Origin of the sequence: Rhodopseudomonas palustris, from assembly GCF_013415845.1 — a bacterium.
Classification (GTDB): Bacteria; Pseudomonadota; Alphaproteobacteria; order Rhizobiales; family Xanthobacteraceae; genus Rhodopseudomonas; species Rhodopseudomonas palustris_F.
Window position 1 is genome coordinate 1,239,322 of sequence record NZ_CP058907.1, and the last position, 13,208, is coordinate 1,252,529.

The 13,208-nt window shown below is 66.2% G+C and carries 14 protein-coding genes; 6 read left to right on the forward strand and 8 right to left on the reverse strand.

Going from position 1 to position 13,208, the window contains the following annotated elements:
* Positions 1–2 precede the first annotated feature (2 nt).
* Complete coding sequence (locus HZF03_RS05785) at positions 3–794, reverse strand: protein phosphatase CheZ (protein WP_011156708.1); 792 nt, start codon at positions 792–794, stop codon at positions 3–5.
* 300 nt (positions 795–1,094) lie between these two features.
* On the opposite strand from HZF03_RS05785, the gene HZF03_RS05790 reads away from it, so the two are divergent.
* Positions 1,095–1,883 carry a L,D-transpeptidase gene (locus tag HZF03_RS05790; protein WP_119020195.1) on the forward strand — a complete coding sequence of 263 codons (789 nt, stop codon included), beginning with the start codon at positions 1,095–1,097 and terminating at the stop codon, positions 1,881–1,883.
* Positions 1,884–1,970: 87 nt separating this feature from the next.
* Here the strand turns inward: HZF03_RS05790 and HZF03_RS05795 are convergent, their stop codons facing one another.
* From HZF03_RS05795 to HZF03_RS05820, 6 genes are all read right to left on the reverse strand, one after another.
* Positions 1,971–2,822 carry a DUF2076 domain-containing protein gene (locus tag HZF03_RS05795; RefSeq protein WP_119020196.1) on the reverse strand — a complete coding sequence of 284 codons (852 nt, stop codon included), beginning with the start codon at positions 2,820–2,822 and terminating at the stop codon, positions 1,971–1,973.
* A 115-nt stretch (positions 2,823–2,937) separates the two neighbouring features.
* On the reverse strand, positions 2,938–3,831 hold the full coding sequence (locus HZF03_RS05800; protein WP_119020185.1) for a ChbG/HpnK family deacetylase: 894 nt from the start codon (positions 3,829–3,831) through the stop codon (positions 2,938–2,940).
* Entirely contained in the window at positions 3,828–4,871 is a 1,044-nt protein-coding gene (locus HZF03_RS05805) for a glycosyltransferase family 2 protein (protein WP_119020186.1), read from the reverse strand. Before HZF03_RS05805 ends, HZF03_RS05800 begins: the two co-directional genes overlap by 4 nt.
* 93 nt (positions 4,872–4,964) lie before the next feature.
* Positions 4,965–5,942: an ATP phosphoribosyltransferase gene (gene hisG, locus HZF03_RS05810; protein WP_012494854.1), complete on the reverse strand. Its 978-nt coding sequence runs from the start codon at positions 5,940–5,942 to the stop codon at positions 4,965–4,967.
* Complete coding sequence (locus tag HZF03_RS05815; RefSeq protein ID WP_119020187.1) at positions 5,939–7,087, reverse strand: ATP phosphoribosyltransferase regulatory subunit; 1,149 nt, start codon at positions 7,085–7,087, stop codon at positions 5,939–5,941. The genes hisG and HZF03_RS05815 overlap by 4 nt, the downstream gene beginning before the upstream one ends.
* 144 nt (positions 7,088–7,231) lie before the next feature.
* Positions 7,232–7,987 carry a 16S rRNA (uracil(1498)-N(3))-methyltransferase gene (locus HZF03_RS05820; protein ID WP_119020188.1) on the reverse strand — a complete coding sequence of 252 codons (756 nt, stop codon included), beginning with the start codon at positions 7,985–7,987 and terminating at the stop codon, positions 7,232–7,234.
* Positions 7,988–8,178: 191 nt separating this feature from the next.
* Here HZF03_RS05820 and HZF03_RS05825 point away from each other — a divergent pair, with 191 nt between their 5' ends.
* Together HZF03_RS05825 and ubiA are read left to right on the forward strand one after the other, a co-directional pair.
* Positions 8,179–8,895 carry a hypothetical protein gene (locus HZF03_RS05825; protein WP_012494857.1) on the forward strand — a complete coding sequence of 239 codons (717 nt, stop codon included), beginning with the start codon at positions 8,179–8,181 and terminating at the stop codon, positions 8,893–8,895.
* On the forward strand, positions 8,892–9,842 hold the full coding sequence (gene ubiA / locus HZF03_RS05830) for a 4-hydroxybenzoate octaprenyltransferase (RefSeq protein WP_104511968.1): 951 nt from the start codon (positions 8,892–8,894) through the stop codon (positions 9,840–9,842). The genes HZF03_RS05825 and ubiA overlap by 4 nt, the downstream gene beginning before the upstream one ends.
* Positions 9,843–9,877: 35 nt before the next feature.
* Here the strand turns inward: ubiA and HZF03_RS05835 are convergent, their stop codons facing one another.
* Entirely contained in the window at positions 9,878–10,402 is a 525-nt protein-coding gene (locus HZF03_RS05835) for a DUF6101 family protein (protein WP_179906263.1), read from the reverse strand.
* Between the two features lie 298 nt (positions 10,403–10,700).
* Here HZF03_RS05835 and HZF03_RS05840 point away from each other — a divergent pair, with 298 nt between their 5' ends.
* Genes HZF03_RS05840 through HZF03_RS05850 form a run of 3 tightly spaced genes read left to right on the forward strand, consistent with a single transcriptional unit; the run spans position 10,701 to position 13,186 of the window.
* Positions 10,701–12,098, forward strand: a complete 1,398-nt coding sequence (locus tag HZF03_RS05840) for a TldD/PmbA family protein (RefSeq protein ID WP_011156719.1) — start codon at positions 10,701–10,703, stop codon at positions 12,096–12,098.
* On the forward strand, positions 12,085–12,900 hold the full coding sequence (locus tag HZF03_RS05845) for a 3'(2'),5'-bisphosphate nucleotidase CysQ (RefSeq protein ID WP_012494861.1): 816 nt from the start codon (positions 12,085–12,087) through the stop codon (positions 12,898–12,900). Before HZF03_RS05840 ends, HZF03_RS05845 begins: the two co-directional genes overlap by 14 nt.
* Positions 12,901–12,937: 37 nt before the next feature.
* On the forward strand, positions 12,938–13,186 hold the full coding sequence (locus HZF03_RS05850; protein WP_011156721.1) for a DUF4170 domain-containing protein: 249 nt from the start codon (positions 12,938–12,940) through the stop codon (positions 13,184–13,186).
* Positions 13,187–13,208 lie beyond the last annotated feature (22 nt).

Consider the following 13,208-nt stretch of genomic DNA (forward strand, 5'->3'; position numbering starts at 1 on the left):
GATCAGTTGAACATCGCGTCGATGTCGTCCTGCGAAGCGTGGCCGTCGTCGCCGAGCGCTCGCGGACCGTTCAGCAGCTTGGCGTCGTCGTCGCGGGTGTCGACCACCGGCGGCGCGTGCGCCTTGATCTCGTCGACGCCACCCCAGATCTCCATCATCTGCACGATGTGATGCTCGATGAACTTCATCGTGTTCATCACCTTGCTGATGCGCTGGCCGGTGAGATCCTGGAAGTTGCAGGCCTCGAAGATCGAGATCACCCGCTCCTGGATTTCTTCGCTCAGGGCCTGCTGCTGATCAGCCGAGTTGACCTTGCCGAGCGCGGTGGCGGCCTGATCGATCGCTTCCGCCGCTTCGAGGATCTGCTGCGTGGCTTCCTCGGTGCCGCCGACGACCGCGCCGAGTTCGCCGTTGACCTTGGCCATCTCCTCGCCGCTGAAGCTCTTGGAGTGCAGCACGGCGATTTCGCGCTTGGTCTGATCGATCGCGTTGTGGATCAGATCGAGTTCGATCTTCAGCTTCTCGCACTGCTCGACCTGAGCCTTGTAGCTCGCCAGCAGTGCTTTGGTCTCTGCGGCTTCGGCCGCGAGCGAAGCGTCGATTTCCTTGTTGGTACCCGACTCGCCGGATGCGGGCGCAGGATGGACGCCGTTGACGATCTGGGCTCGGATCGCGCGTAGCTCCGCCATCAGGTCGCGATTAGTCGGACCCGCTTCGAATTCGATCGGTGCGAGCATCGGCGCTGCGCCGAGCGTAAGTTCTTCAATGCGGAAACGCTTGCGTTGGAAGGACATCGGTCGGTTGATCCCAGTTCAAGGCACCGGCCTGTCGTAGCGACATCTGTTTAACGGTGCGTTGCGGATCGGAACCTGCATTTTCGCTAAGTAATCGGACGAACATACGCGCTGTTAACCATGGTGTATCGGCGTTCATCGAAAATAAACGCTGATCTCAAGAACAGGCGCTGTAGAGCGTCATGGTGAATCCGTTTGCCGTTTGCGTTTACCAAACCGATCCGGTTTTGGTTTCTGATCCGTTGCGTTCACCGCCGCAAATTTCGGCGAGTCCACGACGAAACGGTGCAGAGTACGTCGATGTTCAACAAAACTACCCTCGCATTGCTGACCAGCGTGTCCTGTCTCACCGCTGGCTATCATCCCGCCGTCGCTTACGAATTTTCATCGGGCCCGCAGCCGACGGTGGTCTATGCCGAGCCGCAGCCCGCCCCTCCGGCGCGGGTACGCACCGCCTATGCCGACCGCCCGAATATGGGCGGCGGTTTCATCGAATTCCTGTTCAGCGATGGCGCTCCGCCGCCGTCCTCGCGGTATTATCAGCGTGAGCCGGCCTATGAACAACGTCGTGAGTACATCGCGCCGACCGCTCCGCAGCTGATGCAGGAGCAGGAAGCGGCGATCGAGCCGGCCCATCCCGAGTTCGATCCGCGCTACGAAAAGCAACTTGTTGATTACCATGGCGGCGAAAAGGCCGGCACGATCGTGATCGATACCCCGAACAAGTTCCTCTACCTCGTGCAGGGCGACGGCAAGGCGCTGCGCTACGGCGTCGGCGTCGGCCGTCCCGGCTTCACCTGGTCGGGCGTGAAGACGATCACCGCCAAGCGCGAATGGCCGGCGTGGACGCCGCCGAAGGAAATGCTGGCGCGCCGTCCCGATCTGCCGCGTCACATGGAAGGCGGGCCGGCCAATCCACTCGGCGCGCGGGCGATGTATCTCGGCTCCTCGCTGTACCGCATCCATGGCTCCAACGAGCCTTGGACGATCGGGACCAACGTCTCGTCCGGCTGCATCCGCATGCGCAACGAGGACGTCATCGACCTGTACAGCCGCGTCGGCGTCGGCACCAAGGTGGTGGTGATCTGATCGCTCGAAGCGAAGGCTGAGCCGTCTTACGACAACGGCCGCCCTTTTTGGGGGCGGCCGTTGCGCGTTGGCGGATGCTGGAGAGCGTTAAGCGAAGTCGCTGTCGCCGCCGTCGTCGAAGTCATCCGAGTCGAGATCCATGTCGTCGCGGTCGTTGCCCGCGTCGGCGACACGGTCGTAGTCGTTGCTGTTCTGATCCATCATGCCGTAGCGCGAACTATCGTCGACGCCGCCGCGCTGCGAGCCGATGTCACCGAGCCCGGCCTGCTGCGCAAGGTTGCCGCCTGAAGAGTCGCCGCCCCACGGGCTCTGGGTGCCGCCGCCCAATCCGCTCTGGTCGGCGAGACTCTGATGCGAGCCGCCACCCATCATGCCGCGGATGCTGGAGAGTAGCAGCGAGCCACCGACCACACCGGCGGCGGCCGCCGCCGCGGTGCCGAGGAACGAACCTCCACCTCCGCCGCCACCGAAAGCTGAGCCGCCCTGGCCGCCGAACGGGCCGCCATACTGGCCCTGTGGCTGCCCATAGGGCGCCTGCGGCGGCTGGCCGTAAGGCGGCGTGGCGGATTGCTGGCCGAGCACCTGCCCGGTGTTCCAGGCCGGACGGCTACCGGTGGAGGGGGGCGGGACGTTCGGCACCGAACCCCGTTGCGGCGTCTGGCCCTGGCCGAAGAACGCGTCGCGCATCGAATCGAGAAAACCGCCACGCTCCTGCGATTGCGGCGCATGGTCGGCTTCCAGTTCCTGGATGCGCTCGTGCGCCCGCTTCAGCGCTTCATCCTGGACCAGTACGGTCTGCACCAGCCCGTAGATTGCATTCGGCGCGATCCGCAGCCCCTGTGTAATGGCGGCGGCGGCTTCCGGGTCGCGCGGGGTGGCTTCCAGGCGGGCGAGCCGTTCGAACAGATCGTCGACAAGCTGGCGTTCCTGCGGTGTCATCATGATCTCCCTGAGCATCGCTCGAACCCGCGCCGCGGCGCTCGCTGCTGCGATCGCAGGCGCGGGTGTCGACAAATCTAAGGAACCTTGAGGCGGCCGTAAGTCCGGGCCCGGATTAAATTTCTGTATGCGACAAAACGGTCTGACCCGGCGCCTGGGGCGGCACCGCCGCGAGGCTGACATTGTGCTTTGCAAGTAGTTCCGGGAAGCGATCACTGCCGAGATACGCGTATTCGCGCTCGCGCTGATCGGTGAACGGATCGAGGCTGATCAGCGTGTCGTCGACCTCGCCGGGATGGCACATCACCAGGCCGCCATCGGGCAGACCGTGGAGGAACGAGCCCATCAGGGTGTCGAAATCGGTTTCGCGCAGGAAGTCATAAGCGCCGGCGAAGCCGGAATTGAACGCGATGCCGGCCTGCGCCGCGCGGCTGCGGAACGGCGCGCTGAGTGCGTCGAGCAACAGCGGCTTGGGGTTGCCGAGCCGCCGCGTCAGCGGCACGCTGCGGCCGCACTGCCGCACCCAGGCGTCCGGCGCCAGCGTTTTCACCGCGCCGAGGAAGGCGTCGCGGACCTGCGGAAACAGCTGCACGTGCTGATGGCCGTCGATGTAGTCCGGCGGACGGCCGAACCGGTCGGTGAAGGCTTCGATCTGCGCGCTGAGTTCGGTGGCGATCACCGCGCGGTCGTGGCGGCGCAGCAGGGTGCCGCGCAGCTTGCGCCCGAGCGGCAGAAACTGGCCGCCATGCAGCGGGTGATAGTGCATGGTCAGCGGTGCGAACGGCGCCGTCAGCGTGGCGTGCAGCCCGATCGCCGCATGCGGATTGGCGGCGGCGGCGTTGAGCAGTTCCGCCGCGTCGTCACGCCCGATCGCCGGGCCGACCATCATCACCGAGGTGGCGTTGATCCGGCCGCGTTCGATCAGATCGCGGATCGCGCGGTTGACCCCGGGGCTGATGCCGTAGTCATCGGCAACCAGCCAGATCCGGCGCTGGTCCGGTTTGCTCATTCGGCGGCGGACCGCTTGGCCGGATCGCCGGCATCTGTGTCGGCGCGCTTCACGCTGTGCTCGGCCACGAAGTAGATCGGCCGCGCCTTCATCTCGGACAGGATCTTGCCGATGTACTCGCCGACGATGCCGATCATCAGCAGCTGCACGCCGCCGATCGTCATCATCCCGACGATAATCGACGGATAGCCCGGCACCGATTTGCCGTCGATCCAGGTCTCCCACAGGATGGATAGGCCGAACAGAAATGCGCTGATCGCCAGTACGACGCCGAGCAGGCTGGCGATCCGCAGCGGGGCCACCGAGAACGAGGTCAGCCCCTCGATCGACAGCCCGATCAGCCGCGCGGTCGAGAACGTGCTGAAGCCGTGCGAGCGCGGCTCCGGTTCGTAGTCGACCCGCTTTTGGCGGAAGCCGATCCAGCTCGCCAGGCCCTTGAAGAACCGGTTGCGTTCGGGAAGCTGCCGCAGCGCCTGGGCGGCGCGCGGTGACAGCAGGCGGAAGTCGCCGGCATCTTCCGGGATCTTCTGCCGCGCGCCCCAATTGATCAGCGTGTAGAAGCTGCGCACCGCAGCGCGCCGCAGCGCCGGCTCGTTGTCGCGATGCGCCTTGGCCGTATAGACGACGTCGAAGCCGTCCTCGATCCAGTGCCCCACCAGCGTCTCGACCAGTTCCGGTGCATGCTGGCCGTCGCCGTCCATGAACAGCACGGCGCCGCGGCTGGCGTGGTCGAGTCCCGCCATCAGCGCGGCTTCCTTGCCGAAATTGCGCGACAGCGACACCACCTGAACGTCGAGCATCGTCGCCGGCAGATTACGGGCGATGCTCAGCGTCGTGTCTGAGCTGCCGTCGTCGACATAGACCACCTCGCAGCCGAGGCCGTAGCGCTGGCGCAGCGTTGCGGCCAGCGTGATCAGCCGGCCGTGCAGCGCCTGCAGGCCGCCGGCTTCGTTGTAGGCCGGCACCACGATGGACAGGCCCAGTGCCGCGGCGGTACCCGCTTCGGTGGACAGACCCGAGACGTCACTCCCAAGCATCATCGATCGACTTCCGGCTTGCACACGGCCTTGTTTGTCTCGTGACTATATGGTGGTTCCACCCGCCGGCGCCACCGGCGCCGGGTTGCCTCGGCATTATTGCGGCAGGAACGCCGCAAGCTTGCTGAACAGCGGGTTTTCCTTGTCGAACACGTAGTCGAGCGCGGCTACCGACACGGTGTCTGCGCCATGCTGCCGCAGGAAGCTGCCGAGCGCGTAGATCTGCGCCGGCGGACAGTGCAGCGTCAGCATGCCCGACGAGGTCGGCCCGCCGAACGGCGACACCACGCCGAACCGGCTGTGGGCTTCGGCGAGCAGCGCGTCGTTGCAGCCTTTGAACCGGGTGCGGACTTCCTTGTACTTGCCGGCGCGAGCGCGCGAGGCGATGTGATCGAGGATCACGCGCGCGGTTTCGCGCGCGGTGTCCGACCAGTCGGCTTCGCGCGAGGCGACGAGATTGGCCTGGCTGCGCAGCATTACGCCGTCGTCGAGCACCTTGAGGCCGTTGGCGGCCAGCGTCGCGCCGGTGGTGGTGATGTCGACGATCATCTCGGCGGTGCCGACCGCGGGCGCGCCCTCGGTCGCGCCGGCGCTCTCGACGATCCGATAGTCGACGACGTTATGCTGGGCGAAGAAGCCGCGGGTCAGGTTGATGTACTTGGTCGCGACCCGCATCCGCCGGTTGTGCTGGGCGCGGAAGCCGGTGGTGACGTCGTCGAGGTCGGCCATGGTGCGGACGTCGATCCACGCCTGCGGCACCGCGACCACGACGTTGGCGTAGCCGAAGCCGAGGCCGTCGATCAGCAGCACGCGCTTGTCGGCATCGGTGATGCTCTCGCGCACCAGATCCTCGCCGGTGACGCCGAAATGCACCGAGCCGCGGGCGAGGTTGGCGGCGATCTCGCTGGCCGAGAGATACGCCACCTCGACATTGTCGAGGCCGGCGATCGTGCCGCGATAATCGCGCGCGCCGCCCGGCTTGCTCAGCGTCAGCCCGGCGCGGGCGAAGAACGCTTCGGCGTTTTCCTGCAGGCGGCCCTTGGACGGGACCGCGAGAACGAACGGCGCGCTCATGCGGCACCTCCGGCGCTTGTCTGTTTCATCGCCTCGATCCAGATCGAGAAGCCGACCGCAGGGATCGGCGAGGCGGCGCCGAGCTGGCTCATCAGCCCGTCGTAGCGGCCGCCGGCGACCAGCGGCTCGTCGCCGTTGCCGGCGCGGTGCACCTCGAATTCGAAGCCGGTGTAGTAATCGACGCCGCGGCCGAACGCGGTGGAGAACCGCACCTTGGACAGATCGATGCCGCGGCCGGCCAGGAAGCCGATCCGTGCTTCGAACTGATCGATCGCTGCGTCGATCGACAGCTTGGCATCGGCGGCGAGCGCACGCAGCGCCTTTAGGGCGTCGGTTGGTGCGCCGGCGATCGCCAGGAAGCGCTTGATCTTGTCGAGCGCGTCGCGCGGCAGCGCGCCGCTTTTCAGCGTCGATTGCTCGAGGAAGCGGTCGGCGATCTCCGCCACCGAACGGCCGCCGAGCGTGGTGGCACCGGCGATCGACATCAGGTCGGTGACGAGCGCCAGCGCCGCCTTGCGGTCGGAGCCGGCGAGCGCGGCAAGCACGCCTTCGTATTCGTTGCTGGTCGAGGGGGCGAGTGTCAGCCGCTCCAGGTCATGCGCCAGGCTGGCCTTGCGATGAAAATCCTTCATCAGCCGCCGCCGCCACACCGGCATCAGGTCGAGCGCGTCGATCAATGCGGCGAACAGCGCGACGTCGCCGGTGCGGACCTCGACCTCGCCGGCTTTGAGCGCGGTGGTGGCGCCGAGCGCCAGCGCCAGCATCTCGGCATCGGCCGCGGCGCGGTCCTGGCGGCCGAACGATTCGATCCCGGCCTGCAGGAATTCACTTGGCTTGCCGCCGCGCTGGCGGAACACCGGGCCGAGATAGTAGAACCCGACCGGCTGTCCGGCGGCCTTGGAGGCGAGGTAGTCGCGCGCCACCGGGATCGTCAGGTCGGGGCGCAGGCACAGCTCCTCGCCGCTGGCATCGGTGGTCAGGTAGAGGCTCTTGCGGATGTCCTCGCCCGACAGGTCGAGGAATGGTTCGGCGGGCTGCAGGATCGGCGGCGTGGCCTGGGCGTAGCCGGCCTCCGCGAAGGATTGCAGCAGCGCCTCCGCCCACGCGGCGGATCCGGTCGCGCGAGCGGCGGCGGTCTTTGTCATGATCGGTCAGTCCTGCGGTCCCGGGCAGGGAGGGTGAAACAGAAAACGCTAGTCGGCGCAGCCCTTAACACGGGTGGATGACAGATTCGACCGTCATCCGCCGCGGTTCGAAGGGGCGGGGCGGCGCCAATGGTCGAATGTTACCTAATTACCCTTCCAGTCGCCCAACACCGCCTGAACCAGAGTCAGGGCGGCGACCGCTGCAGTGTCGGCCCGCATAATCCGCGGGCCCAGTGCTAGCCGCAGGATGGCGGGCTGTTTCAGCAGCAAAGCGCGCTCTTCGGTGGAAAACCCGCCCTCGGGCCCGACCAGCAGGTCGACGCCCCTGGCCGCCGCATCCCGGGTGGCTTGCAGCGCCGCGACCGGGTCGGCGATCTCCGCGTCCTCGTCGCAGAACACCAGCAGCCGCTCTCCGTTTGCCCGACCGGCTAGGAACCGGTCCAGCCCGATCGGCTCGCCTACCTCGGCGAGGCTGAGGATGCCGCATTGCTCGGCGGCCTCGATCACATTGGCGCGCATCCGGTCGGTGTTCAGCCGGTGCACCTGGGTGTGCTGGGTGAGCACCGGCTGCAGCCGGCCGGCGCCCATTTCCACAGCCTTTTGAGCCATATAGTCGAGCCTGGCGTGCTTCAGCGGGGCGAACACATAGGCGACGTCGGGGAGGCGGTCCTGCGGCCGCGTCTGCTCCGCCACCTCCAGCGCCTCGGGCCGCTTGCGGCCCGCGATGGTGGCGCGCCACTCGCCGTCACGACCATTGAAGGCCAGCACGGCGGCGCCGGCACCGAGCCGCAGCACATTGCCGAGATAATTGCTCTGGTCGCGCTCGAGTGGCACCTGCGCACCGGGCGCGAGGGCGGCATCGACGAAAAGGCGGGGGCTGCGGAAGTCGTATCGGCTCATCGGCTGGGTCTCACGCGCCGCTTCTAACCCAATTTTTCAAGAATATCAGCCGCCTGTGGGGCGAAGCGCCGCGCTGCCGCCCCAATCGCCGGGTTGTTAAGGGCGATCCGGAATCGTAAAAGGCCCCCACGTCGTTTTTCGACGCGTCATCGGGCCAACGGGGACCATCGAACCTTGCCGGAGGAGCAGCCTTGATCATCCGACGTTTGATTGTACCGGCGTTAGCCGCCGCTTTTGCAGTTCAAGCCGTCCCGGCGCTGGCCCAGGGCGCGTTCCCGGCGCCGTTGCCGAACCAGTCTTCATCATCTTCGGCATTTCCTGCGCCGCTGCCGAACCAGTCGTCGTCATCGCCGGCTGCATCAAGCAACAGCTCGGTGTTTCCGCCGGTGAACAGCTCGGGCGGATCGTTCCCGGCCGCGGGCGCAGCCCCGATCGCCGGCGGCGGCGGGGCGTTCGGTCCACCGCCCGGTGCCGCGCCGATGGGGCAGCAGGCCGGCGGCGAAGCCTGCATGAACGACTTCCTCAAGCTGCGGAAAGAGGCCGAGAAGCGCGGCCAGGCGATTCAAGCCGCCGGCAAACGCAAGGCTCCGGCCTCCGAGGCCTGCAAGCTGATCGGCGCGTTCTCCAGTTCCGAGACGGCGATGATCAAATACGTGGTCAGCAACGCCAAGCGCTGCGGCATTCCGGACGACATCGCCGAACAGCTCAAGACCGGGCATAAGCGCACCGAGCAGATGCAGAAGCAGGTCTGCAACATCGCCGAGCAGCAGCAGCAGCGCGGGCCGGCCGGTCCGAGCTTCGCCGACGTGCTCGGCTCCTCCAGCGCCACGCCTGAGGTCAACACCTCCGCCAAGAAGTTCGGCGGCACCACCTTCGATACCCTCAACGGCAACGTGCTGGCGCGATGAGTGGAATTCCGGCCAGCGGCGCGGCCGGGCGGGTCGCCGACTCCACGGGCAACTGGGTCGACAACCATGCGCCGCTGTGGACACGGCCTTATTTGAGGCTGGCACGGTTCGATCGTCCGATCGGTTCCTGGCTCCTGCTGATGCCGTGCCTGTGGTCGGCGGCGCTCGCCGCCGGCATGGCCCACGACCTCAGCCGCCTGCCTCTGTTCTGCGCGCTGTTCTTCATCGGCTCGTTCGTGATGCGCGGCGCAGGCTGCACCTGGAACGACATCACCGATCGTGATCTCGACGACAAGGTCGAGCGCACCCGGTCGCGGCCGATTCCGGCCGGGCAGGTCACCGCCAAGCAGGCCGCCGTGTTCATGGTGCTGCTGTGCCTGATCGGCCTCGTGGTGCTGCTGCAGTTCAACAGTTTCGCGATTGCTACCGGCATCTCGTCGCTGATTATCGTCGCGGCCTATCCGTTCATGAAGCGGATCACCTACTGGCCGCAATTCGTGCTCGGTCTCGCGTTCTCATGGGGCGCGCTGATGGGGTTTGCCGGCACCTTCGAGCGGCTCGATCTGGTCGCGTTCGCGCTGTACGCCGGTTCGATCGCCTGGGTGATCGGCTACGACACCGTCTATGCGCATCAGGATGCCGAAGACGATCTGATGGTTGGTATCAAGTCGACAGCGCTGCTGTTCGGCGAGAACACCAAGCTGGCGCTGGTGCTGCTGTTCGGTCTGGCGGTGAGCCTGATCGGCGTGGCGCTGAAGCTCGCCGATGCCGGCTGGTTCGCCTGGATCGGCCTCGCCGCCTTCGCGGCGCATCTGGTGCAGCAGATCGTGCGGGTCGACATCCACGACAGCCCGCTGTGCCTGAAGCTGTTCAAGTCGAACCGCGACGCCGGCCTGCTGCTGTTCGGCGGCCTGGTGGCCGACGCCGTCTCGCGCAGCATGGCGTGAGCCCGGGCAGGCCCGGCACTCTCATCGGAGCATGATTAGTTGCGCGCGATGATCTCGCGCTCGCCGGCGAAGCACTTCGGTGAGTCGAGCAGGCGGCCGACCCGTCGGCGCATCAGGAAGCGCGGACGACGCTTGCTGATCACGTGGTGACGGCGGCGGCGCTGCGCGGGTTCGCGCTGCTTGTCTTCGGGAAGCTGCGGCAGTCCGAAGATCTCACTCCAGAGCGCCCACATGCGTTCGATCTCCTCGGGATCGTCGCTGATCCCGAGCGGGATCGACAGCGACGGATCGCGGTGCACCAGCATCAGCATGCGGCCGTCGTCGAGACCTCGGCAGCCGATGCCGCGGAAGTCGCTGACGCTGACGTTCACCGCCATTCTCATGCCGGCGACGGCGCGGCGTAGCACCACCCGCTCGCGGTGTAGTTCGATTTGCCGGATGCCACCGTCGGCCCGCACATCGTGCGCGTCGAAGCGGATCGGCAGTGAGAGAGGGTCGAGCCGCAAGTCGCGGCTCGACCCGGCGAGGTTAGCCCCGCCTGTTGCTGTTTGACGCCTCACGGCTTTGATCTCCCCGCCGGAATTATGTTCCCGGTCGATGGGTGAGAGCTTGCCAGAGCCCGGTCCGAATTCGCTTAATAAGGCTGGTTAATCGAAACTGACCCCGGCTGCTTCGCCGCTCATGATTGACAGAACCTTGGCCAGCATGATTGACGCAATCTTGCGCTGGGGCTCGCAAATGATTGTTCCAGCCTGGTGCAAAGTGCTTGAAGTCCGCGCCGAACAGGCACATCTGTGATGTCCACCGCGCGCATTCGCTGCCTCCGCTTCGTTACTTCCAGCCTTAGGAATTGTATTTGTGAACTCTTCACCAAGCGCACGCTCTTTGTCTTCGCCCTCTGTGGATTCCGCTTTGTTCGATCAGTCGGCGCTGAGCGATCTTGCACAGCGGCTGGTTGAGGCGGCGCGGCGCGCTGGTGCCGATCAGGCCGACGCTGTGGCGGTGCGTGGGGTGTCTCACGGTGTCGAAGTGCGCGATGGGCGGATGCAGGAGTCCGAGCGCTCGGAGGGCGACGACGTTGGCCTCCGGGTGATCGTCGGCCGACGCCAGGCGGTGGTCTCGACCAACGACATCAGCGGCGACGCGGTCACCAAGCTTGCCGAGCGCGCGGTGGCGATGGCCCGCGTCGCGCCGGACGACAAGTATGTCGGCCTCGCCGATCCTGAACTGCTGGCGCACGATTTTCCTGAGCTCGATCTGCTCGATCCGAACACGCCCTCGACCGCCGAGTTGGAGCGGCGCGCCCGCGCCGCGGAGGCCGCAGCGCTCGCAGTTCCTGGAATCAACAAGTCAGGCGGCGCCTCGGCGTCGTCGGGGATAGGCGGCATGGTGCTGGTGACGTCGACCGGTTTCCAAGGCTCGTTTCTGCGCTCCAGCCATAGCATCTCGATGACCGCGATTGCGGGCGAGGGCACCGGCATGGAGCGGGACTATGAATATACGACGGCGCCGCACGCCTCCGACCTGATGTCGCCCGAGGAAGTCGGGCGGGTCGCCGGCGAGCGCACCGCGGCCCGCGTCGGGCCGCGCAAGGTCGAGACCTGCAAGGTGCCGGTGGTGTTCGATCCGCGCGTTGCGGGCTCGCTGGTCGGGCATCTGGTCGGTGCAGCGAATGGCGCGTCGATCGCGCGCAAGACTTCGTTCCTGAAGGATCGTCTCGGCCAGAAGCTGTTCAAGGATGGCATCCGCATCGTCGATGATCCGCTGCGCAAGCGCGGCTTGCGTTCGCAGGCGTTCGACGCCGAGGGCGTTGCGGTCAAGCCACTCTCGATCGTCGACGATGGCGTGCTGACGTCGTGGCTGCTGGATTGCGCCACCGCGCGCGAACTCGGCCTCACCACCACCGGCCACGCGCATCGCGGCGTGTCGTCGTCGCCGTCGCCGGGGCCGTACAATCTGCATCTCGAAGCCGGACCGCTCAGCCCGGCCGAGCTGATAGCCGACATCAAGCAGGGCTTCTACGTCACCGATCTGATCGGCTCCGGCGTCAACGGCGTCACCGGCGACTACAGCCGCGGCGCCGCCGGGTTCTGGATCGAAAACGGCCAGCGCACCTACGCGGTCAGCGAAGTCACCATCGCCGGACACCTGATCGACATGTACAAGACGCTGACGCCGGCCAGCGACCTGACCTTCCGCTACGGCGTCAATGCGCCGACGCTGCGGATCGAGGGGCTGACGATTGCCGGACGCTAATCCAGATACGCGACACATCGAGACATCCGATAGCGATGCAGCGCTGCTTGCCGACACCGTGCGTGAGGCTGGCGCACTGGCGCTGTCGATGTTCCGAACCGAACTGCGGACCTGGACCAAGGGTGCATCGTCGCCGGTTTCGGAAGCCGACATTGCCGTCGACGAATTGATTCGGCGCCGCCTGCAGGACGCCACACCGCACTATGGCTGGCTGTCTGAGGAAAGCGCCGACGATCTCGTCAGGCTCGACAAGGATTGGGTGTGGATCGTCGATCCGATCGACGGCACCCGCGCCTATCTGGCCGGCCGGGAGGATTGGTGCGTTTCGGTCGCGCTGATCGCGAATGCCAAGCCGATGCTGGCCGCGGTGTTTGCGCCGGTATCTGGTGAGTTCTTCTTTGCCACGCGTGGTGCGGGTGCGTCGCTCAACGGCGCGTCGCTGCACGCCAGCGTCGGCACGACGCTGGAAGGCGCAAAGGTCGCCGGGCCGAAGCCGCTGATCGAACGGCTGGCGCTGCCGTCGACCGCCCACATCCTGCCGCGGATCGGCTCTCTGGCCCTACGGTTGTGCCGCGTCGCTGATCGTCAGGTCGACGTTGCATTCGCCGGAGGGCAGAGCCGCGATTGGGACCTTGCCGCGGCCGATTTGATCGTGCACGAAGCGGATGGTACAATGACAACTCTCGCGGGCGAGGACATCGTCTACAACCGTCCCGAGGTCACACATGGCGTGCTGGTGGCTGCGGGGCGCGAACGTCATGCTCACATCGTCGAGCATTTCCGCGTTTCTCCGCGAGGCTGAGCGCGCGCATGCCTGTTCGCCGCAATGAGGAAGTTTGATGTCGGACAATGCGCAGCAATTGCTCCACCTCGTAATCGGGGGAGAATTGGAGGACCTCGAGAACGTGACCTTTCGCGATCTCGAAAAGGTCGACATCGTCGGGGTGTACCCGAACTACGCAACGGCCTACGCGGCGTGGAAGGCCCGGGCGCATCAGACGGTCGATAATGCGCACATGCGGTACTTCATCGTTCATCTGCATCGCTTGCTCGATCCAGAAAAAGAAGCCCGGTCCGCGCAGCACTGATCGCGCGGGACTGACGATGCTG

Excerpts from the sequence above, each read along its gene's own strand:
- hisG (WP_012494854.1), bottom strand. The coding sequence starts at position 5,942 with ATGAGCGCGCCGTTCGTTCTCGCGGTCCCGTCCAAGGGCCGCCTGCAG.
- HZF03_RS05850 (WP_011156721.1), top strand. The coding sequence starts at position 12,938 with ATGTCGGACAATGCGCAGCAATTGCTCCACCTCGTAATCGGGGGAGAA.
- HZF03_RS05800 (WP_119020185.1), bottom strand. The coding sequence starts at position 3,831 with ATGAGCAAACCGGACCAGCGCCGGATCTGGCTGGTTGCCGATGACTAC.
- HZF03_RS05805 (WP_119020186.1), bottom strand. The coding sequence starts at position 4,871 with ATGATGCTTGGGAGTGACGTCTCGGGTCTGTCCACCGAAGCGGGTACC.
- HZF03_RS05795 (WP_119020196.1), bottom strand. The coding sequence starts at position 2,822 with ATGACACCGCAGGAACGCCAGCTTGTCGACGATCTGTTCGAACGGCTC.
- ubiA (WP_104511968.1), top strand. The coding sequence starts at position 8,892 with ATGAGTGGAATTCCGGCCAGCGGCGCGGCCGGGCGGGTCGCCGACTCC.
- HZF03_RS05785 (WP_011156708.1), bottom strand. The coding sequence starts at position 794 with ATGTCCTTCCAACGCAAGCGTTTCCGCATTGAAGAACTTACGCTCGGC.
- HZF03_RS05820 (WP_119020188.1), bottom strand. The coding sequence starts at position 7,987 with ATGAGCCGATACGACTTCCGCAGCCCCCGCCTTTTCGTCGATGCCGCC.
- HZF03_RS05815 (WP_119020187.1), bottom strand. The coding sequence starts at position 7,087 with ATGACAAAGACCGCCGCCGCTCGCGCGACCGGATCCGCCGCGTGGGCG.
- HZF03_RS05790 (WP_119020195.1), top strand. The coding sequence starts at position 1,095 with ATGTTCAACAAAACTACCCTCGCATTGCTGACCAGCGTGTCCTGTCTC.